Origin of the sequence: Spiroplasma endosymbiont of Polydrusus pterygomalis (assembly GCF_964030825.1) — a bacterium.
Taxonomy (GTDB): domain Bacteria; phylum Bacillota_I; class Bacilli_A; order Mycoplasmatales; family VBWQ01; genus Spiroplasma_E.
This window is the reverse complement of the sequence record NZ_OZ034964.1, coordinates 832,231-853,352: the sequence shown is the minus strand read 5'-3', so window position 1 is coordinate 853,352 and position 21,122 is coordinate 832,231. Positions and strand designations below refer to the sequence as shown.

The window sequence follows — 21,122 nt, the reverse complement described above, 5'->3', positions numbered from 1 at the left end:
TCAATTAGCACTACAAGCAATGAGAATATCATTTAACCACAATTTTTTCCATTTCTGTGAAATTAATTAATCAAAACTTAGCACCCTCATTTTTACGAATTTATAAGCCTAAAACATCTTTTTTTACTTTCCAAATTAATACCTAATGCTATATAAACAGATTGATTAATAAAGCGTTTATCTTGTCCTACTTTAACTAACTATACAATCACAATAAACAATTGGATAAACATTATTTAATGATCGATTTTGTCATGCTGACATCATCAGTAATAAATCTTGATATTAATACTAAAAAACAATTGGAAAAAATCAGATATTTTTTAAATAAATATGATTGAAGTATTTATTTTTTTTGAACTACAAAAATTAATGCATGAACAAATAATTAAATTATTAAATTGAAAAAATAAATCACGTAATTATAATTCTTCCATTGAGATTTTAAAGCAAAAATTAAGTTTTTATATTAATGATTTAAATATTGTAAAAAATTGTAATGAAACCATTAAATAAATAAATTTATACCGTAATCTTTTATCAAAAGCTACGTCAATAATTCTCAGTAATACAATTGAATGAAATTCTAGCAATGATTTAACTAAAAAACTAATAGCATGAAAATTATATTTTTCTTTAACAAAATTAATTAATTGTTTTAATTTGCTTTTAGATAAAAAAAATATATAATGTCAATATAAAATGTATATATAGTTTTTAACCCATTGCTTTATTTTTTAAAAGTAAATGGGTTTTTATGTTTTTAAAAAGGAGTGAACAATATGCCAAAAGAAGAAAAAACATATTTATTAAAAGAAGATGAAAAGCAAAATTATCGTTATGAAGAATTTATTAAGAACCAATTTTCAAGTAAAATTATAGAAATGCAAGAACCTATATATGAAGCATCTTTAATTGCTAACTCAAATTTTGAAGTACTTAAAAAACAAATTAACCATGATAATTTCAATCAACGTAAAGTTTTAGAGTTGCAAGAAAAATTATCTAAAATTAAAAATAATTTAAAGATAAATAAAAATAAAATTATTAAAAATTTAAAAAAACAAAAAAAGAACAAATTTATTAACTTTATTATTAAGATTTTTTCTATGGGAAAAATTAATAAGAATAAGGACATTGATAATAAAATATCTGATATACAAACAAAATGAACAGAAATCAAAAAAATTAGAAAAGAAACTAAATCTAACTTGAATAATTTGTTAAAATTTATTTTAAAAAATCAAGAAATTAATAGTAAAGAAATTTTAAATATAAATCAAAAAAATTTGAAATTGCAAGATGAAAATGCAAAATTACAACAAAAAAACTCAAAATTTAAAACAGATTTTGAACAATTAAATCAAAGTGAACAATTACTCAAAACAATAATTTTAGAAAATAAAGTAGATAAAGCACGTATGCAAACACAAATTGAACAACAAAAAACATTAATTATTGAATTAAAACAAAAAATCAAAATGATAAAAGAAGAACAAATTGAACAACAAAAAACATTGATTTTAGAAGTAGATGAACAAATGGTTGCAAACTATGAAACACAAATATTTAAATTAAATGAAGTAGTTTGTGACTTGGAAAGTAAATTTGAAAATAAGCAAGCATTTATTAATGAATTAAAACAAAAAGTTAAAGATAATAAAATGAAAATAAAAGAATTGCAAGAAAAGTTAGATAAAAATGAACAAGTAATTATTATATTACATGAAGAAAATGATGCATATAAAAAAGTTCAAAAACAACATAATGAAAAATATGTTAATAAATTTATAAGTTTGGAAAGTATGGTGCGAGAAAGAGACGAAAAAATAAGTTTTTTAACAAAAGAAAACGTATTGTTAGAACAAAAAAAATTAAGAGATTCTGGCATTGAAAGTGCTTCTGGAGTATTTGATTCAGATATAGATAATTGCAAAGATAAAATAAATGCACAAAAACAAGAGCAACAAACAGATAAAAAATTAACTAAATCACAAATTAGTCTCTAATAAAATTTGTAATTAATTGCAGATAATTATTTTTAAAAAAAGTTTTATACTATTTGTGGATATTTTACAATGTAGAAAAAATAATCTAAAATTTTTCTGTTAAAGGAGTACATTTATTATGGATAAAGAAACAAAAGAACGAGAAAAAAAAATATTACAAGAAACAAAACAACAGAGCAGAAAACTTGATTTATTACTTGCAAAAGCCGAAAGACAAGCTGAGAAATTAAAAAACTTACAAGATTCTCATAAACCATTAAGCAAACCTAAACCATCTAAATCACCCAAAATGTAATTATTATTTATTTTTACATTAGAAAGGTATATAATAAAAATAAGTTTTAAAATAAAAAAATGCAATAGCGATGCTACCAACATCCTACTGCCGACAGGTTCCCTGCTGAAGTCCAACCTGCACTTAAAATATATATTTTTTCATAATTTTTGCAAACGACATGCTAGATTAATCTAAATGTCGTTTTTCTTTTTTAAAGTCTATATAAAAAGAAAGGAAGTAAAAAATGGAACAAATAAAAATTCTAGAAATTATAAATCGATGGGGATATCTAAATATTTATCAAATAGCAATGCTGTTAAATCAAGATGTTGGAACAGTAGCAACATTAGTTCGAATTTTAGTAAACAAAAAATTATTACGAGTTGACCAATTAACTAGAAAAAATATTTATATGCTCTCAAATTTAGGAAACCGAAAACTTGATAATTTTAATTTAACAAAGTTTTTTTATTTTTTTTATCTACTTTAATTATATCAAAATATGAATTATCACCAAAATTTGACTTATACTGATAAAGATAATGATATTAATTTTATATAGTTAAATTCTGAAAATATAATTGAAACCCAAGAAATTGAACTTGAAACAGAGTAATTTTTTATTATCAATCTTTATCATATGTATAATTTACCTAATTATTTCAATTTTAATTATAATTAATACAATATCTAAGTGTTGATTACAAGGAGGGAATAAACTTGAAAATAATTATTCGTTTTTTAACAATAATTAGCTTATTAAGTCCCATGACATTAACATTATCTGCATGCGAACGTGATAATCATCTTGCTTCTGCGAAAAAAATAAGTGCTGCTATTAATGATAATGTTTATCATTTGACTATTAATGTTGGTATTACTAAGGAATATTTAATCCAACAAATTACTAATGATTTTATTAAGCAATCTTTATCTGAATCATTAAAAAATGAATTTAATAGCAAGTTTTTTGAAATTATTGATATTTTTGATAATGCTACAAACATACCAGTTGCCAATGCAGATTTATCAATTTCAAAAAAAACTATTAATACTACACTTCACTTTTCTTATTATAAAGTTTATGATCAAACAACTCATTTAATTATTACTATTGAAGGTACTTTTAAAGTTGTTGATATCTCTACTATTAGTGATATTACTATTAATATGCCTTTTAAATTTAAAGTAATAAGAAAAAGTGAAGTTACTAAGCAAATAATTGAAGAAAATATTTTTCCTGTTTTAAGTCAAAAATTTATAACAGCTGTTAATGAACAAAATCATATTTTTATTGAAGAAAATAAAGATTTTAGGTTAGATAGTGATGCTTTAGCAATAGATGATTACACTAATGTGAAAATTAAAAATATAATGTTCAGTATTAAAGCTATAGACACTAGTCAAAAGTTAAAAAAAGCATTGAACTTCCAATTTTAGTTGAACCGTTTGTTGAAAAAATAGATTTAAATAAATATGATGATATTTTACAAAATATTGAAGTGGAATTAAATAATGAAAGTTATTATGATGTAAAAACAAGAATTAGTCCATCTATTACGCAAACTATTAATAAATTAGACAATACTGCTCTTGAAAATAAAGACTATCAAATTCAATTTAAAAATCAAAATCAAAAAAATATTAATTTTAAAGATATTGTTAGAAAACAGGAATTAATATATGTTGTGATTAAGGCAATTAGGGGTGAAAATAAACCATTTATTAATGAAAAAGATATTAAATTAGAAATTGATGATAAATGATTATAACAGTAAATTATTAACTAAAAGTTATTATAAATTTAAAATGATAGTTTATTAACAAGGTTATTGCATAATTATTATTAGTAATTTATAATTACAATATAATTTTATATTTAATATAAAAATCGATACTATAAAAAAGAGTATCGATTTTTTAAATATTTTGTATAATTTTATATAATTTTTGCAAAAAATATGATATCAAAAAACACTAAATTAAAGTTAATTTTAATTTATTATTTAGAAATGAAATTCAAATTTGCAAAATGTTAATTTATTTAAAACAAAAATTAAAAAGGTAGCGTAAATAAAAATGAAAAATGAAAAATTTTATCATACTATTTTTGGTGAAGATGGACATTTAGATAAAAAAATAAGTAGTTCTTCAACAAAACAATTAATATTAATGTATTTTAAAGATATCAAAAAAATTAATAAAAAAGAAATTGAACCACAATTAGAGCAAACAGTTCTTAATCGATTAAATAGTTGAATTACAGAACTTGTAGGTACAGATTATCATCTTAAAGAGGAAGATGTTATCATTAATAATGATATTCCAGAAACTTCTGATTGTTCTACTACTAATATTGAAATTATAGTTACAGTGTCTTTAACTGAAAAACTGATGAATGAGACAGGATTAAATAGAAAAACTCCATGAATTTGAAATTATATCCTTATTGCTAAAGAAAGTAATAAGGAGATAACAGTAATTCCATTTAAAAATATTACTAAGGGAACAAAGTTGGAAGTTGCAAATATAATATTTCCAAAAATAAAACCAATCGTTAGAAAAGATATTGATAAAGAATTAAGAAAACATATTGAAGAAGAACATTTATTTTTGACAATAGTTGGTGAGGATCTAAGAGATTATAGTCAAGAACAAACTATTACTACGGTTATTAAAATTTCATCAGTTAAACATAGTGAGTTAAGGAACGAAGCTTACACTTATGATTTAATTATTAAAGGGCAACCACATGATATTAGTTTTAATAATGAGATTAAAACAATAGTTGAAAGTAAAACATACAATATTGCTTTTAAAAATATTACTAAGGGCACAAAATTAGAAGTTGAACAACATTTAGCAAAAGTATTTATTGAAAGTGTTAATAAAGTTTTTGGCTTTATGTTAACAAATGATGAATTTATTATTACCAGTGATGCTAGTGATAGTAATGATTATAGTATGGCACAGAAAATTAATTTTACTATTACTACTAACAGTACCAAAGTTACTAATGACCTGCAAGTAGCAATAACTATACTTGGTAATGCTCATAGTATTAAGGATCTTGATGATATTTTAATATCAATTACGAAACAAGTAGTACCTTTTCGACAAATTACTCATGGTAATAAAATTGAAATCGAGAATCATTTAATCCCTATCATTGAGAAATTAATAAGTGAACATTTTGGTTTTACTGTTCTTGTAAATCAAGATTTTACAATAACAATTGACTGTCCTGAAAGTAATGATTATAGCATTGTCCAAAATATGGATTTAACAATTAATGCTATTAGTAGCAAAATTTGTGATGAAATTATTATGTCAATAACAATTGTAGGACAACCTCATAACATTAATCAAATAAAAGATGAGTTAATATTGACTAATCCTCGTACTTTAGTAAGTAAAAAAGTTTATTATAAATGAGAATTAAAGCGATTAATTTTACCAGAAGTTAATGCTAATTTTCAACAAATTATTAACAAAGTTTTTAATTGTGCTATTAAAGCATATCAAGATTATAGTTTAGAAATTAATAGTATGCCAATCAAAAACTATGATGATAATCCAAAAAAAGTACAAGTAATTATTAATGGTTTTGGTAATAAAATTACTGGTAACTTTACTATTGATATTTTTCTAATTAGAGAGGAACTTATTAATATTGAATTATTATCTCCAATTTTTACTGAAAATGATTTAAATATTAGCGTTGCAAGAGAAAATACTGAATTAGAAATTAGAGATAAAATATTAATAACTACAATTCAAAACCTTATTAAGGTAATAAAAGAAGAACATAATATTGATGTTGTGTATGGGACAGATTTTTTAATTGATTTGATGATTCCTACCATTCAAAATTGTTATAAACATAATAAAATAATAACAAAAGCTATTATTAAGATTACTGGTAAAGGAAATAAAATTTATGGGCAATTAAAATATGAACAAGTAATAACTTATGATTTATGTTTAACTAATTTTACCTTATCCTTACCACCAATTAATATTACCTTGCCTAAAAAAATTAATAATCAATTTGTTTTTATTATTGCTAAAAATGAATTAGAAAATATCATTAATCCAGTAATACAAGCAAAAATAGAAACAGAAATTTATAAAATATTAAGAATAAAACCAATCCTTAATTATGACTACTTTCTTGAAAATGATATTGAATTTTCACATCAATATTTTACAATTAATAATTTTATTTTTAAAATTAAAATTAAGGGTTGTGAACAAATATTTCAACAAAGGGTAATAGTAAAAATTGAACCAGAAAATTTAAACGAATTAATATTGTCACCAATTACCCACCAATTATTATACTTAAATAATTACTTAAATGCTCCTAAATCCGAAATTGAACAATATCTCTTCTCTATTGTTAAAGATGAATTTTTTAAAGCAATTCAAAACAAATATAATAATTGTGCAATAACAGCAAATAGCATTTATTCATATGAAAATAAATATTATGAATTGAAAAGTAATATTAATGAAATTGATAACTATCAACAACCAAAAAATATTATCGTTACTATTGAATCATTACGACAAGATATGTTAATGGGAAAAATAGAAGTTCCTATTGTTGTGCAAGGAATAACAAAATCATTAACTAATAGTGAATATTTATTTTATATTGAAGATAAAATATTAACAGGTGATAAAAATCAAATGATAACAATAATTAGTAATCAATTTAAAAAATGAATGCAACAACAATATAATATATCATTAGTTGCTGAAGATTTTATCATAATAATTAATGATCTATCATTTCCCGAAAATGGTAAACCAAAAATGATAAATGTTACTATTCAAGCTAATGACAAAATACAAACTAAAATTAGTGGTCAATTTACTACTACTTTTGAAGTTTCAGCAACATTTTATGATATTAGTAACTTACAATTAAATATTAATAAGGAAGTACCTTTTCAATATCAACAAATTACTAAGTTACAATTATCTCAAATTTTATTACCTATTATTCAAAATAAAATTATTAGTTTCATAAAAAATGAAACAAAAATAGAAATTGAACAATATAAAGATTTTTGATTTGATATTAATATTCCTGAAATAGATGATTATCAAGTTGAAAAAATAATTAAAGTTGTCATTAATACTACAAATAATAAAATTACCGGTAGTTTAGTATTAAATTTAAGTATTAAAAAAGATAACACAACATCAATATTATTAATTACTAATCAATAATTAAAGTTTTTTATGACATCAAAGATAAAATTATTATTGTTGATGATATTATAAAAACTGAATCAAATAATTATCACTATTTTACGTGAGATTATTATATAATGATTTTTATTTAAAAGAAGTTACTTTAAATAATGAAAATACAATATCTTAATAACTGAGAAAAAATAATGATTCAAATTGCCGAAGGAAAAATTTCAAAAGATATTGAAGAAATTAAAGAAAAATTAAATTTAACAAAAATATTTGATCAATCAATTTATTTAAGTATAAAATGAATTAGAAGTTAAAAATTAAGGGAGAAATAAATAATGGCTAAACAAAAAAAATATGATAATAAAATTTCATTATCACAAAAAACAAGTAAGACTTTTGAACTAGATCAATTATTTGCAAATGGAACAGAAGTTAATAAAAATAATCATTTTATTCAAGAATTATCAAAAAGACTAGTTGATAAATAAATTTATTTTATTTAAAATATATTATTTTACATTTCAGATATTTGCTAATAAATATATATTTAATCCAACTAAATATATAATGAAATATATAAAATTAGTATTTTTATTATTAAATAAATTATTTAAAAAAGAATCTGCTCATGAATGTTCAAACTTGTCTCTATGAATTTTTAGAGTCACCCACATTTTATCATTTTCAACTTCCTTTAAAATTTTATTTTTTTAAAGTTTTAAATGAAATTATATTTTTTTTATTATCAAATTTTCTAAAATAACAATATTTCACTTATCATTTTTTTCTCTCAAATCAACATCTTAAAAAGTGATAATTTTTCATTTAATAAACAATCAATTATTAAAACAGAAAAATATCAAAAGTTAAAAGAAATAGTAAAATATTTTCAAAATAATAAATTAGGTATTACTAATCAAAGCTTAGAATGAAATATTGGTATTAGTACTGAAGCTGATATCTCACATATTGTTAAATAACTACTTGGATATGGTTCTAAAGCAGTTAACTATAAAACTTTCAATAACATGTTGCTACTAAGAACAGTTCAAATTAATAATTTAGATATTCTTACTTATTTAAAAAAATGATTATCAAAGCGAACTTGAACATGAAAAAAGATTTTACCGAAGCTATTATTGAATTAAAACCACCAATGATTTTTATGACTACCCTTTCAAGGTTTTCTACCAGGTGCTATTTTAGGAAAAAGTAAATCAAAGTGAATTAATGGATTATTAAATCAAAAATAAAGTAATCAAATGATTTTAATTTTCTCTACCTAAATAATAGTAATTTTAATTGTGGATTTTTTTAATTCACAAGCAAATTAGTGGATATAATTTTTAATTTACTATAAAATCATTAATAATTAAAAAGACGTTCATTCTAAATAAGTAATAGATTAAAAGAAATACTTATTTTAAACTCCCTAATTCATAAAAAAATAATATTCAATCTTTTAATATTTCATTGTAGAAATTATTTAAAAGTACTATAATATAAATAACGATATTACATTATCGTTATAATTTTAATGATGATATATTTTTTTATATCTTTATTAAAATTATAAATTACTTTTAAAGGTAGATTAAAAGATATGAAAAAAACATTAAATATTTTAACAGCAGGTATTTTTGCTTTAGCAACAGGTACCACTATTTTAACTAGTATTAATCACATTAATACTACAAAAAATCACAATTTACAAAAAGAAAATGCTAGTAATGAAACAGCATTATTTAATAACAATTATGGCTATTTAAATAATAGTGATTGAATTACTAATCAATCAACAACAGACCATAAATATTATAGTTATGATACTTCTGCATTAAAAAGTTATCATTTTGCCAATGCACGAAAAACATTTTTAGTTGATACAACAGGTAACTTAATAGCCAATCCTGATGTTACTATTCCTGATAATCAAAAAATAAATATTGCAAATACTAAACAAGAAATGATTAACTATCGAAAAGTAACAGCAATGAAAACTGATCCTAATCATTCTGATGCTTCTAATTTTAGTAATTATCAACAAAATAATTTTGTTGGCGACAATAATTGAACTTATTTACAACTTGGTGGTCTTGAACAAACAATTGATATTTCTAATATTCCAACTGCTGCCAAGATTGAAAATAATAGCCATCTTAGCGAAAGTTTGGGATTATATTACATTGTTGATGCTGTTATTAATAACAAAATTTCATTAGCTATTGCCAATAATATTGGTCAAGAATTTATTAACAGAAGTAGTTTACAAGGACAAATCGATAATTCATTAATTAAAACTATTATTAACTTAATTGCTGATAATAATATCTTTAAATTTATTAGTAGCTCACCACTTTTACAAAATATAAAAGACTATTCACTAAATTTTATTTTTGATAACGACAATAATTTAATAGCAATCTATTATCAAAAATGAAATGTCCAAGATATTACCCAAAATATGAATTATCATTATCAACAAGATTTTAACAATATTAATAACCATGATTGATCAGCAAATGATAAAAAAACATTTTAAATTGAACTAGATATGCAAAAACTTGAGAACAATTTGTTCAACTTTATCCTCAATTTAATTTTAATAACTCAAAACTAGCAATTAATAATATGGGAATAAATAAAGAAGATACTAAGCTTACAGGTGATACTAATAATATAACTACTAATAATAATATTAAATATGAATTACAAAATAATTATAGTGCTGTAGTGCTTAATGACTATATTATCCAAACATCAGTAATTGATCTTTATGTATTACACGATAATAACAATATTTATGTGCAATGAAATGCTAGAGTTACTTCAGAGCCAAACTTAATTGCTGGTATTAGTTTAGCAATTGATTTAGATAATATTAATTTTCATTTTAATAAATAATTAAATTTAATATAAAAATAATGCCTTAATTAAGGCATTATTTTATAAACAAATGGTAGCCTATTAACACTTTGTTGCTTTAAACTTGAACTATTACTTTCAACTAATTTATTAGCATTTTTAATTAAATATTCTGTTTTAGCTTTTGAAGATTCAGTTTTAAATTCTTCAAGCTTTTTTAAAAATTTAGGATTAATAGGCGTTTGATATTTTCTAGCATTATCACAATTATATTTTGGAACTGTGACATCAAGTTCTTTAATAACTTCATCAACTTCAACTTGCAATGCAATTATTTTTTTAATATTATTTTCTGTTTTTATCTCTTTAATCTTGGTTGATAAAAACATTGTAATCTAATATTTGCTTACCTATATGTAGGAGTACCTACCGAATTTGAAAAATAACACCTCATATTTCTTTGCTAGTTTTATTAATGATGTTTCTACTGCAATTTTATTTTCAATTGTTAAAAATGATGCTTCAATTGCAGCAATTAATTGCTCGTTAGCAAAAATTTCCATATCTTTTTATTTTGCTTTCCAAATATCATTGGAAGTTAAAAACCGATAATAGTAGAATTACAATACTAGGAATAGATATTTAATTAAATTATAAGTATTATTATGCTAGTAAAAAGCAATTATGCTATCGACAATTTGTTACATTTTTTAATTACTATTTTTTTGATGTAAATAAATAATGTTATATATGTTCTTTTTCAATTCAAGTTAGCACATCTTGTAAAATCATATTAATATTTGGTTCATTTAAAATAGCATGATTACCTTCTTCATAAAAATTATAAGTTATCCTTGGTCTTCACATCTTACTATTTTTTTCAATTTTAGCAAAATCGGCAAAAATATCTTTACCAGATTGAATAATTAACACTGGACATTTAGCATTATTAACATTTTTTGGTACTTGTTTACTTAATTTTTGTGCTTGCAAAGTAAACAATAATGTAATTTTCATATTCGTTTTTGCTCTAATGGTAGCTTTTTTAATATAATTAGGATTAGTAGAAATTGTTTTGAAATCAAAAGTAATAGGCAAGGGATAATGCTTATAGAATAAAAATCCTCAAATTGCTTGAAAAACTAATGATGGTTTCATTTTAAAAATTTGTTTCTTTGTCATAAAATTAGTTAAAATCGCACCATCAATCATTTTTGATAGTTTTTTAATTGCTAACGCTACCAGTGCTGAACCTAATGATTCGCCGATTAATAAGATTTTTTTATTAGGATAACGTTCATTTAACACTATGATAATATCTTTGATATCATTAATAGTAGTTCCTAAAGTATGATATTTTCATTTTTCATTTTCTCCGCAACCACGTTGATCAAAACTTAAAAATGAAATACCATGTTTAGTAAAAAAATTAGCAGTTAGTTTAAAATCTGTTAAAGAAGCACCCATATCATGAACACCAATAATAATATATTTACTACTATCAATAAACTTAAATTCAGTATGTAAAAAATAGTTATCTCTAGTAATTATTCCTTCATTACTTCATTGTGGAAAATGATGATTAAGTTCTCAACGATAATCAATATGGAAAATTTGATAAATTCTATATGTAATATAAACTATTATTAACACAACCAAAACTATAATAAGTATTACTCATCAAAAATGTTGCCAAAAATTATCCATAATAAATGATACCCTCCATATATAGACTTATTAATATTCTATCAAATTAATTTTATTTTTATTAAAACAAAACCATATACGGTTTTGTTTTAATAAAATATTTACTTCTTCGTAATTTCAGCAATTAATTGACCTATCGTTACTTGTTCATTATCTTTAACTAATCGTTTTACTTGATAACCTTCCATTGTTTCATTAGTGAAAACAATTGGTGTTGTTGTTGATTTGTTACCGTTTTCTTTAATTTCTTGTAAATTAGCAATAACCATGACATCTGATTTTTTTATTGGATGACCTTGTTTAACTTTAATATCAAAACCCTTACCAGCTAATTCAACAGTATCAATACCAATATGAATTAAACATTCAACACCGGTAGTTTTATCTTTAATACCATAAGCATGACCAGTATTAAACACTGTCGCTAATGTTCCTGTAAATGGTGATATAAATTCAACGCCATCTTTGCCTTTAAATTCAGGAATAATGGCAAAACCAGTTCCCAACATTTCTTGCGCAAATACTGGATCTTCAACTTTACTAAGTGAAATAACTTTACCAGCAACCGGCGCATAAACTAATAAAGGTAAGTTTTTATTTTTTTTAAAAAACAACATATATATATTCTCCTCAAAATTATGTAAGTTAGATGTTTATAATTTTAACATTAAAAAATTTAAGTTTGACAATAAATAATATTTATTTTTGTTTCAACATTTTTGCTACTAATAATTTAACTTCTTCATTAGTTTCACACTGTAATGCTTGTGTTGCTAATCTTTCCATTTCATTTTTATTTAAAGTACTAATAATTTTTCTGGTTTCTAGAATACTAGATGCTGACATTGAAAATTCATCTAATCCTAGACCAACTAGTAATGGGACTGCAATTTTATCGCCTGCCATTTCACCACACATCGCAACTGGACGATGATACTTATGGCCACCATCAATTGTCATTTTAATTAAACGCAAAATTGCAGGATGATATGGTTGATATAAATAAGATACTTTTTCTGACATGCGATCAGCTGCTAAACTATATTGAATTAAATCATTAGTGCCAATTGAAAAAAAGTCAGCATATTTAGCAAAAGTTTCAGCATTAACTGCTGTTGCTGGAATTTCAATCATCATTCCAACTTGAATATCATCGCTAATTTTTACTTTTTCTTTAATTAATTCTTTCTTACATATTTCATATATTGCTTTAGCTGCTTTAAATTCCTCAACAGTAGCAATCATTGGAAACATAATAGCTAATTTTCCAAAAACTGAAGCACGAAGTAAAGCACGTAACTGTGTCTTAAAAATATCTTTGCGATCTAAACATAAACGAATAGCACGATAACCAAGAAAAGGATTCATTTCCTTTGGTAAATCTAAGTATGATAATTCTTTGTCACCACCAATATCTAACGTTCTAATAACAACTTTATCTTTAGTAGCAGACAATACTTTTTTATATTCTTCAAATTGAATATCTTCACTTGGCAAATCATTACTTTCCATATAAAGAAATTCGCTTCTAAATAGTCCTACTCCTTGTGCATCATATTCAATTGCTTTAATCATATCTTTTGGTGAACCAATATTTGCTTCTAATTTTACTTCATGATTATCATTAGTTTTAGTTAGTTTACCTTTAAACACTAACAATGATTTTTGTTCTTCAACTCATGCTTTTTGTTTAGCAATTCACTTATTTTTTTCATTACTATTTAAATCAATTTCAATTTCACCAGTATTACCATCCAAAACGCAAAATTGATTATTTTTTACTTTGCTAGTAACATTTTTTAAACCAAGAACTGCAGGAATACCAAGACTACGAGCCATAATTGCAGCATGTGAAGTACGTCCACCAACATCACATAAAAATCCTTTAATAAATTCAGGATTTAACTGGCTTGTTTCGGAAGGTGTTAAATCATGACTGACAATAATTGTTGCTGCTTTAATTGCCGTTAAATCAATAGCTTTAATATTTAAAAGTTTACGTAAAATTCGATCACGAACGTCAATAACATCAGCAGCACGTTCACGAAAATACTTATCATCCATTGCTTGTAAGGTAGCTATTGATTTATTGGCAGCATTTTCTAAAGCATTGGCAGCATTACATTTTTCCTCTTTAATTAATTTTTCAGTATCTTCAATTAATACCGGATCAGTAGTTATTAAAAGATGAGCATCAAAAACAGCAGCTTTTTCTGGACCTAAAGTTTTTGTTGTATTTTTAATTAATTGTTTGATTTCATCACCTGCGGCATCTAAGGCAGCATATAATTTTTTAAGTTCTGCTGTTATCTCTTTTTCATTAATTTTTTTAGTATTCGTTTTAATAATCTCATGTTTTAAGATTAATGCTTTGGCTAGTGCAATACCATTACTAGCACCAATACCTTTCATTTTTAGCATTATACACATTTCACTCCTTATTAAGATATCTTTATTAATAGTCTACTAAATTATAATAAAAAAATTAAATATTATATAAAATATTTTTTTATAGCTTATTTTTTTGATAATATTTTTTGATTAACTAACACAATTAATCATGATATTTAATATATTTTTTGTTTTTTTAAATATTTAAGAGTCTGATAATTATAGTAGATAAAACATTATTTCCTAATTTTGGATTTATATTGTTCATTTTTATAAAATATTAGCTATTAATCCTAAAATATCCTTTCAAATTATAATGTACATAAAGAAGGTATTTAACATAAAAAGTTTAATTACTGCACTAAATGTTTTAACACTTGGTACAACTATCGGAAATTTAAGTAGTAACTTTTAGATACTCATCAAAAAAAGAAACTGTTAATGCTCTTTTAAACCAAGATATAAAAAAAGTAAGTAATATTGATTGATCTAACATTACTGCCGAAAGTTGTTATTTATTTGTTAGGTTTCATACCACAATGAACTGTTCATGTTGATTGACAATAAATATAAAATTAAAATAAAGTTACTTTTAAAAAGTAACTTTATTTTTTTATACTATGATTTTTCTTAATAATTTATATAGTAACTTATAAAATACAGTCATTGAGTTTTATATCTGTAACAAATTATCATTATTGAAAAAAATTAAAACTAAATATATGTGTTAAAATCAACACATAAAAGCTTAGTATAAGTTTTTAACTCATTACTTTATTTTAAAGTAAATATTTTAAAAGGGGGAAAAATATGGATAACTTTGTAAAAAATAAGAAAGTAAAACTAATAGCGGAGGTACTGAAACTAAGAAAAGAAAAAAATGAATTATTTCAACAAATAAATAATTTAAAACTAACATTGCCTAAAAAAATTAAAGCAATTGAGGAAGAATTTAAAACCCAACAAGCAAATTTAGCACAAGAATTGGCTAAAGAAAAAATAAGTGCAAAATTTTACCCACAAAAAATTAAAATAATTGAAAAGAAAATGAACAGCAAAACAAAAGAAATTAAAGAAATAAAAACAAAAAAAATTGAAGAAATTAAAAAAGATTTTAAAATTAAAATTGAAAATTTAGAAAAAAAGGAAAAAGGAAAAAGGAAAAAGTGAGCAAATTAATAAAATTAATTATGATATAAAGATAATGGATAGAGAAATTGAACAATTTAAGAAACAAAAAGAAATTGAAAAACAAGAATTAGAAAAACAATTAGCTGAATTAAAAATCAAAGAATTAGATATTAAAAATGATAGAATTAGTAAAGAAATCATTACATTTGAAACAAAAAAAATAACAAATATAAAAACATATACTTTCAAATCATTAGTTTAGGTTTTTATAATAGAAAAAAAATTATCATGAAACATATTGATAAATTATATTTAGAAATAGCAAAAAATGATTTATTAAAAATTAATTTAGAAGCAAAATATAAAATAATATTTGCCACAGATATTAATGGCACTATTCATAAGCAACTATGTAGTAACAAAAATCCTAGTTTTGAAAAAACTGTAAAAATAGATATTGATAATGAAAGATTGGATTTAGAAAATCAACCATCAACAAGTCACTATCAACAACATTTACAAAAGATTTAAATAACATTTATTACAAGTTATTTTAAACAAAATATTGATCAATCAACTACGAGACCATTACTAATGTAATCAACTTGCCAAGCAATAAAACCACTAGTACTTGTGATTGTTATATATACATATATATATTAAACATTGATAGCAATATTTTGTTGCGAATTATAGAAATAACATATTCTCCAACTGAATTATTTACTATTTCTTGTATACTGTTACTTTCTCAATTTGTTTGAAGATCACCATTTGCTCTTATAATACCAGCAGCATTTTCACCATTACTATCATTCATATTTTCGTGACTAATTATATTTGATAATTTTGATAACACTTCATCAATGATTTGTTGTTGTTCTTTTTCTTGATATCTTAATTTAAGAGCTGGTTTCATTTTATTTGTCAAATTATATAAATCAGAACTAGTTACACAAAGCGCTGATGCTATCATTCCTCATTTTGGAAACGTTTCTGTAAATTGAATTCAAGCTTTTTTTCAATCACCTTTATTTTGTGTGACATCTGCTGCATAAGTTTTAATAGCATTAGTTATGAAAGTAGTGAAAATAAAACTAATAATAAAAATTCCTGCTTGTTTTAGTTTCTTTTGATCTTTAACTCAATCTTTAAAGTATTTTAATAAACTATTATCATTATTATTAGGTCATAAATAATTTATTATTGGTTTAAAAAGTGTACTTAGTGAATTTTTAATGAAATACTCATTAACAAATTTCATTATTGTTCCACGAACAACAGTTGAAATAATATTATTAATTGATATAATTTTATCTTTATATGTTTCCCATGTTAATGTTTCAGCAGTATAAGCAGAAGCAGCAGTAATAACTAAATGATTGATGATAAGCGCTGTTAAAAAAAACTTAATATTACTTCAACTATTATTTATCACATTGTGGAAAGAATAATCTTCATTTTTTAAATCAGTTGCTGATAATTGAGTTAATTGAGGTAAAAGATCATTTCAATAATAGTTGTTTAATAAATTAATTGTGTCTTGATATTGTTCAAATGTAAATTCAGTATTAAAATCCAAAATATTTAATTCATTTTTAAGATGATTAAAGGCATCATGTTTTTTTATCGTTGTTTGTAATTTATTACATAAAATTTTTAACTGTAAATTATTTTCTTCTAATTTTCTATATTCTTTATTGATTAATTGTTTTTCTAATTTTTTAATAATAATTTCAAGCGGTAAATATTTATTTAATGCTTCTTTATCTTCTGATTCGTTTGGAGAGAATAAGCTTATAATATTTTTTAAACCAAATGGATAGTAAGATAATACACAAGTTAAAAGTGTGTCAATGCCTGCCATCGCATAATTTTCAGGAATTTGTAATGATTCTCACATTCCTAAAACTAATTTTGCTAATTGTTGAAAAAAAGGTTTACCTATTATATCTTGAACTGATACTACTGCTATTGAAAAATATCGCTGTGCTACTCTAATCACAATTCCTATTGATAACACCAATGGGGCAATGCTGTATTTAATACTTTTGCAACAACAATTACTCTCATTTTCTTCATTTTCATTTTTAACAAATTTTGGTAATATTTGATAAATTTCTTTTAAGTTATTTAAATATAATGTAACTTTATTTTTATATTTTTCTTCATTACTATTTGAGTTTTGATTAATGTAATCAATATAATAACGAATTCTTAGATTAATATTTGTAAGTTCTACAATATTTTTTTTAGTATTAATAATTATTGTTTCATTATTACCATCTTCAACTTCTTCTAGTATTAATGATATTAAATCTTGATTTCTTATACTACCATTTATTGGACACATTTGTCTCTTCTTCTTCCTTTTTAAAATTATATTAATAAAACTTTTCTTTTATTACATAAGTAATAAGAAAAATGTTCGGATTTTCTATATATTTTTAAAATTAATACAATATATTTTGCATTCTAATATCTAAATCTTTTAAAATCAAAAACTATTCACATATTAAAATTAATATCTCTTTGATAGTACATTTGATAACTAACAAATTATATAAAATGTTATTATGGTAATCATAAAGTATTAAAATAATTAAACTTCATTTTGTTATCAATTTGTAATATCAGAAAAAAAATCCATTAATATATTATATTTTTTCTTTTTTTGTAAAACACAACAAAAAGCATAAAAAAACTACTTAGCAAAATAAAAATGTTGCCAGTAGGCTATTAAGCAATAATTTTGTGTGTCTTAATTTTATTATAACATTGTAACTTTGAAAAGCAATAAAATTTTTATTAATATTTGTAGATTAGACACACTTTTTGGACTAATAAAAGTTTTTATAACTTTATATTATTAGTTGAGGTGTAGTTTAAAATGAAATATTTAATTAATAGTGCTGATTTTACTAAATTTGATTATAAATTTAACAAGTTTGTAGAAAAGTATAAAAATGATAAAAATATTAACAAAGTTAATATTTATTATCGTAAATTTAGAAAATTTTGTTTTATTTTTAAAAATAAAAATACTTGTAAAGAAATAATTTCTCAATTACATATACCAAAGTAAACTTTTTATTATTGAGCTAAACGTTTTTATGATATTTTCTACAAACATAAACCTTTTGAAGAATTATTATTTAAATCAACAAAACCTAAAAATATTAAATATTTCTATAATTTGGAATTATCAGAAAAATTTATAAATTATTTTGTTCAGTATCAAGAAGAGTTTGGTATAGGTGCTTTTCAATTTTGTTATTTAATAAGACATATTGATGATATTAGGTTTAATTTTTTGCCAAAACCCTCGATTAAAACTATATATCGTTAATTAAAACGTTTTGGTTTTTATTCACAAAAAACTATTAAGAAAAAACATTTGAGATATGAAGTAAAAGAAACTGGATTATTGCAAACTGATATTAAAGTAGTATCAGATTATATAACAGGAAGTAAAAGATGATATATTATTGATTTTATTGATGAAAAAACTCGAATTACTTATTGTTATCCATCTGAACAAGCACAAACCAGAGATATTGTAAATGCTACTAAAAATGCTTTAAATTTTTATGAAAAATTAGGAATTAAAATTAAAAGAATTAGAACTGATAATGGTAGTCAATATACTAATACATCTTGTGGAAAACCACAAAGGAATCGTTGATTTACAAATTTTTGTAATAAAAAGGTATAGTTCATGAAACTACACCGTTTAGATCACCACAGAGTAATGGTAAGATTGAAAGATTTCACAGAAATTGAAGTAATTTATTTGAAATAAAACCATATTTAAATAGTGATTTTAGTTTATTTCAAAAATTAGTGAATTCTTTTCAAGAATATTATAACAATTCTAAACCACATAAATCATTACGATTAATGACTCCTATGGATTATTTTGATAAACTTTTATTAGATGGAAAATAGTCCAAAATGCCTGTACTACCTTACAATTTTTATTAATATTTATTAAACTAGCGCAATAAATATTGCGCTAGTTTAATAAATATTTTATAGTATCTTGTTATCTTGATTTTTTGTTCATAGTAATGCTAATGCCACGGCAGCTGCCACAATACAACCATAAAAGTAATAAAATACATAATCTCAATTTTTATTACCAATACCAGCAATAACTACTTTTGAAAAAACAGCATCACCAAGAAAATAACCAGATAGTCCTGTAAATCCTGAAGCAGTAGCAGCAGCTTTTTTATTTGTTAATTCAATAGCAGTAGCACCAATCATTGCTTGGGGCATATAAATACCAAAACCAGCAATCATTAATGCAACAATAAGGATAGCAATATTACCACGAGGAGCAAGTTGTAATAACACTAATCCACAAAGAGCAATTAATAAACCAAATATCATTAATGGTGCTTTACGATTATTAAAAAATCACTTAGCAAAATATGCTGCAGAAATACCACCAATTAAACCAGATAATTCAAAACAAGCAGCAAATCATTTACTATCTGTTAAATCTAAGCCATGAACTTCCTTCATTAAAATTAGTGTTCAACCTGCTAATCCTTGTCGTATAACATATACTCAAATATTAGCAAATGCTAAAATTCATAAAAATTTATTTTTTAAGATATATTTTACAAAAATTTCTTTTCAATTAAGTTCTGCTTTTTCTTCTTTATGTTCTGGAATTCCTTTTCATTTTTCAACAGTAGGTAATCCTTCTGCCTCAGGACGATCACGTAATCCTCATAAGCATAACGGAATCATAACCAAAGCAAAAATACTAGGAACTCAGAAATATAAACCATATATTTGTGGAGCAATTGCCGTTACTAAAGAAATAACAACAATTGGTAATAAAGCAGCACCAATATTTTGTCCTGAATTTCAAATCCCAATACGTCCTGAACGCTCTTTATCAGTAAATCAATGAGAAAATAACCTAGCAGTAGCTGGTCAACCCATACCTTGAAAAACAGCTAACATTGCAATCATAGTTAACATCATTACAAAGGGACCAGTACTAATTTTAGTACCAGCAAACATAACAATGCCACCCATCATAATATTTAAAATAGCAGAAACAAATAATCCAATAATCATAATTACTCGTCCTGAACTACGATCAGCAATATTTCCAACAATAAATTTAGCACCACCATAAACAAGGGCAAAAACTGTACCCATTAAAGCATATTGCATTTTATTCATACTACCATCAGTTACTAAAGCAGCACCTGCTACTGTATATGCTTGACGAGTAAAATAATAAAGGATATATGATAAAATACTAAAACCAAAAACTTGATTACGTAAAATAATAAATTTTTTATTAACTTGTTTTAAATCTTCACTAAAAATCTCTTTTTTTGCTGGTGGTTTAAAAACGGATGAAAGTCTATTACAAACAGACATTTTTTTTACTCTCCTTCTAATTTAAAAGGATGCATAAATTATAGTAACCCAAATAACTTTACTCTTAACCTCAATATTAAACATACTTTTTTTATACATAGGTTTTTACAATTTTT

The 21,122-nt window shown here is 23.0% G+C and carries 25 protein-coding genes and 1 pseudogene; 19 read left to right on the top strand and 7 right to left on the bottom strand.

Going from position 1 to position 21,122, the window contains the following annotated elements:
• Window positions 1-3: 3 nt before the first annotated feature.
• Window positions 4-255, bottom strand: a pseudogene (locus ACQH25_RS04290) (transposase); the annotation flags it as partial.
• Between the two features lie 117 nt (window positions 256-372).
• Between ACQH25_RS04290 and ACQH25_RS04285 the strand changes: the two are divergent.
• From ACQH25_RS04285 to ACQH25_RS04235, 11 genes are all read left to right on the top strand, one after another.
• On the top strand, window positions 373-516 hold the full coding sequence (locus ACQH25_RS04285; RefSeq protein WP_425380848.1) for a hypothetical protein: 144 nt from the start codon (window positions 373-375) through the stop codon (window positions 514-516).
• A 266-nt stretch (window positions 517-782) separates the two neighbouring features.
• A complete protein-coding gene (locus tag ACQH25_RS04280) occupies window positions 783-2,009 on the top strand; it encodes a hypothetical protein (RefSeq protein WP_425380847.1) in 1,227 nt (408 codons plus the stop codon).
• Window positions 2,010-2,127: 118 nt separating this feature from the next.
• Window positions 2,128-2,304 (top strand): hypothetical protein, encoded by a 177-nt coding sequence (locus ACQH25_RS04275; RefSeq protein WP_425380846.1) that lies wholly within the window; start codon window positions 2,128-2,130, stop codon window positions 2,302-2,304.
• Between the two features lie 226 nt (window positions 2,305-2,530).
• Entirely contained in the window at window positions 2,531-2,776 is a 246-nt protein-coding gene (locus ACQH25_RS04270; RefSeq protein ID WP_425380845.1) for a MarR family transcriptional regulator, read from the top strand.
• 230 nt (window positions 2,777-3,006) lie between these two features.
• On the top strand, window positions 3,007-3,726 hold the full coding sequence (locus ACQH25_RS04265) for a hypothetical protein (RefSeq protein ID WP_425380844.1): 720 nt from the start codon (window positions 3,007-3,009) through the stop codon (window positions 3,724-3,726).
• Between the two features lie 62 nt (window positions 3,727-3,788).
• A complete protein-coding gene (locus ACQH25_RS04260; RefSeq protein WP_425380843.1) occupies window positions 3,789-4,058 on the top strand; it encodes a hypothetical protein in 270 nt (89 codons plus the stop codon).
• A gap of 307 nt (window positions 4,059-4,365) precedes the next feature.
• Window positions 4,366-7,527, top strand: coding sequence for a hypothetical protein (locus ACQH25_RS04255; protein WP_425380842.1), 3,162 nt, complete (start codon window positions 4,366-4,368; stop codon window positions 7,525-7,527).
• A gap of 134 nt (window positions 7,528-7,661) precedes the next feature.
• Complete coding sequence (locus tag ACQH25_RS04250) at window positions 7,662-7,817, top strand: hypothetical protein (protein WP_425380841.1); 156 nt, start codon at window positions 7,662-7,664, stop codon at window positions 7,815-7,817.
• 21 nt (window positions 7,818-7,838) lie between these two features.
• On the top strand, window positions 7,839-7,991 hold the full coding sequence (locus ACQH25_RS04245; protein WP_425380840.1) for a hypothetical protein: 153 nt from the start codon (window positions 7,839-7,841) through the stop codon (window positions 7,989-7,991).
• A gap of 1,115 nt (window positions 7,992-9,106) precedes the next feature.
• Window positions 9,107-10,045, top strand: coding sequence for a hypothetical protein (locus ACQH25_RS04240; protein ID WP_425380839.1), 939 nt, complete (start codon window positions 9,107-9,109; stop codon window positions 10,043-10,045).
• A gap of 89 nt (window positions 10,046-10,134) precedes the next feature.
• On the top strand, window positions 10,135-10,407 hold the full coding sequence (locus tag ACQH25_RS04235; protein WP_425380838.1) for a hypothetical protein: 273 nt from the start codon (window positions 10,135-10,137) through the stop codon (window positions 10,405-10,407).
• A gap of 29 nt (window positions 10,408-10,436) precedes the next feature.
• Here the strand turns inward: ACQH25_RS04235 and ACQH25_RS04230 are convergent, their stop codons facing one another.
• Window positions 10,437-10,757 (bottom strand): hypothetical protein, encoded by a 321-nt coding sequence (locus tag ACQH25_RS04230; protein WP_425380837.1) that lies wholly within the window; start codon window positions 10,755-10,757, stop codon window positions 10,437-10,439.
• 46 nt (window positions 10,758-10,803) lie between these two features.
• On the opposite strand from ACQH25_RS04230, the gene ACQH25_RS04225 reads away from it, so the two are divergent.
• Window positions 10,804-10,980, top strand: coding sequence for a hypothetical protein (locus tag ACQH25_RS04225; protein ID WP_425380836.1), 177 nt, complete (start codon window positions 10,804-10,806; stop codon window positions 10,978-10,980).
• A 132-nt stretch (window positions 10,981-11,112) separates the two neighbouring features.
• Here the strand turns inward: ACQH25_RS04225 and ACQH25_RS04220 are convergent, their stop codons facing one another.
• The 3 genes from ACQH25_RS04220 to ptsP all read right to left on the bottom strand — a co-directional run bounded on the left by ACQH25_RS04220 (window position 11,113) and on the right by ptsP (window position 14,496).
• On the bottom strand, window positions 11,113-12,075 hold the full coding sequence (locus tag ACQH25_RS04220; protein WP_425380835.1) for an alpha/beta hydrolase: 963 nt from the start codon (window positions 12,073-12,075) through the stop codon (window positions 11,113-11,115).
• Between the two features lie 101 nt (window positions 12,076-12,176).
• A complete protein-coding gene (locus ACQH25_RS04215) occupies window positions 12,177-12,692 on the bottom strand; it encodes a PTS sugar transporter subunit IIA (protein ID WP_425380834.1) in 516 nt (171 codons plus the stop codon).
• Window positions 12,693-12,774: 82 nt separating this feature from the next.
• Window positions 12,775-14,496, bottom strand: coding sequence for a phosphoenolpyruvate--protein phosphotransferase (gene ptsP, locus ACQH25_RS04210; protein WP_425380833.1), 1,722 nt, complete (start codon window positions 14,494-14,496; stop codon window positions 12,775-12,777).
• 780 nt (window positions 14,497-15,276) lie between these two features.
• Here ptsP and ACQH25_RS04205 point away from each other — a divergent pair.
• Genes ACQH25_RS04205 through ACQH25_RS04195 form a run of 3 tightly spaced genes read left to right on the top strand, consistent with a single transcriptional unit; the run spans window position 15,277 to window position 16,128 of the window.
• Window positions 15,277-15,645 (top strand): hypothetical protein, encoded by a 369-nt coding sequence (locus ACQH25_RS04205; protein WP_425380832.1) that lies wholly within the window; start codon window positions 15,277-15,279, stop codon window positions 15,643-15,645.
• Between the two features lie 25 nt (window positions 15,646-15,670).
• Complete coding sequence (locus ACQH25_RS04200; RefSeq protein ID WP_425380831.1) at window positions 15,671-15,859, top strand: hypothetical protein; 189 nt, start codon at window positions 15,671-15,673, stop codon at window positions 15,857-15,859.
• A gap of 26 nt (window positions 15,860-15,885) precedes the next feature.
• The gene (locus tag ACQH25_RS04195) at window positions 15,886-16,128 is read left to right on the top strand and encodes a hypothetical protein (RefSeq protein WP_425380830.1); all 243 of its coding nucleotides are present in this window, start codon (window positions 15,886-15,888) and stop codon (window positions 16,126-16,128) included.
• A gap of 109 nt (window positions 16,129-16,237) precedes the next feature.
• Here ACQH25_RS04195 and ACQH25_RS04190 read toward each other — a convergent pair whose 3' ends face one another.
• Window positions 16,238-17,950, bottom strand: a complete 1,713-nt coding sequence (locus tag ACQH25_RS04190; RefSeq protein ID WP_425380829.1) for a hypothetical protein — start codon at window positions 17,948-17,950, stop codon at window positions 16,238-16,240.
• Between the two features lie 537 nt (window positions 17,951-18,487).
• Between ACQH25_RS04190 and ACQH25_RS04185 the strand changes: the two genes are divergently transcribed.
• From ACQH25_RS04185 to ACQH25_RS04170, 4 genes are all read left to right on the top strand, one after another.
• Window positions 18,488-18,682: a hypothetical protein gene (locus tag ACQH25_RS04185; protein ID WP_425380828.1), complete on the top strand. Its 195-nt coding sequence runs from the start codon at window positions 18,488-18,490 to the stop codon at window positions 18,680-18,682.
• Window positions 18,683-18,793: 111 nt separating this feature from the next.
• On the top strand, window positions 18,794-18,946 hold the full coding sequence (locus ACQH25_RS04180) for a hypothetical protein (RefSeq protein WP_425380827.1): 153 nt from the start codon (window positions 18,794-18,796) through the stop codon (window positions 18,944-18,946).
• A gap of 48 nt (window positions 18,947-18,994) precedes the next feature.
• Complete coding sequence (locus ACQH25_RS04175) at window positions 18,995-19,312, top strand: integrase catalytic domain-containing protein (protein ID WP_425380826.1); 318 nt, start codon at window positions 18,995-18,997, stop codon at window positions 19,310-19,312.
• Window positions 19,309-19,545 carry an integrase core domain-containing protein gene (locus ACQH25_RS04170; RefSeq protein ID WP_425381849.1) on the top strand — a complete coding sequence of 79 codons (237 nt, stop codon included), beginning with the start codon at window positions 19,309-19,311 and terminating at the stop codon, window positions 19,543-19,545. Before ACQH25_RS04175 ends, ACQH25_RS04170 begins: the two co-directional genes overlap by 4 nt.
• Before the next feature lie 84 nt (window positions 19,546-19,629).
• Here the strand turns inward: ACQH25_RS04170 and ACQH25_RS04165 are convergent, their stop codons facing one another.
• A complete protein-coding gene (locus ACQH25_RS04165) occupies window positions 19,630-21,006 on the bottom strand; it encodes an MFS transporter (RefSeq protein ID WP_425380825.1) in 1,377 nt (458 codons plus the stop codon).
• Window positions 21,007-21,122: the final 116 nt, after the last annotated feature.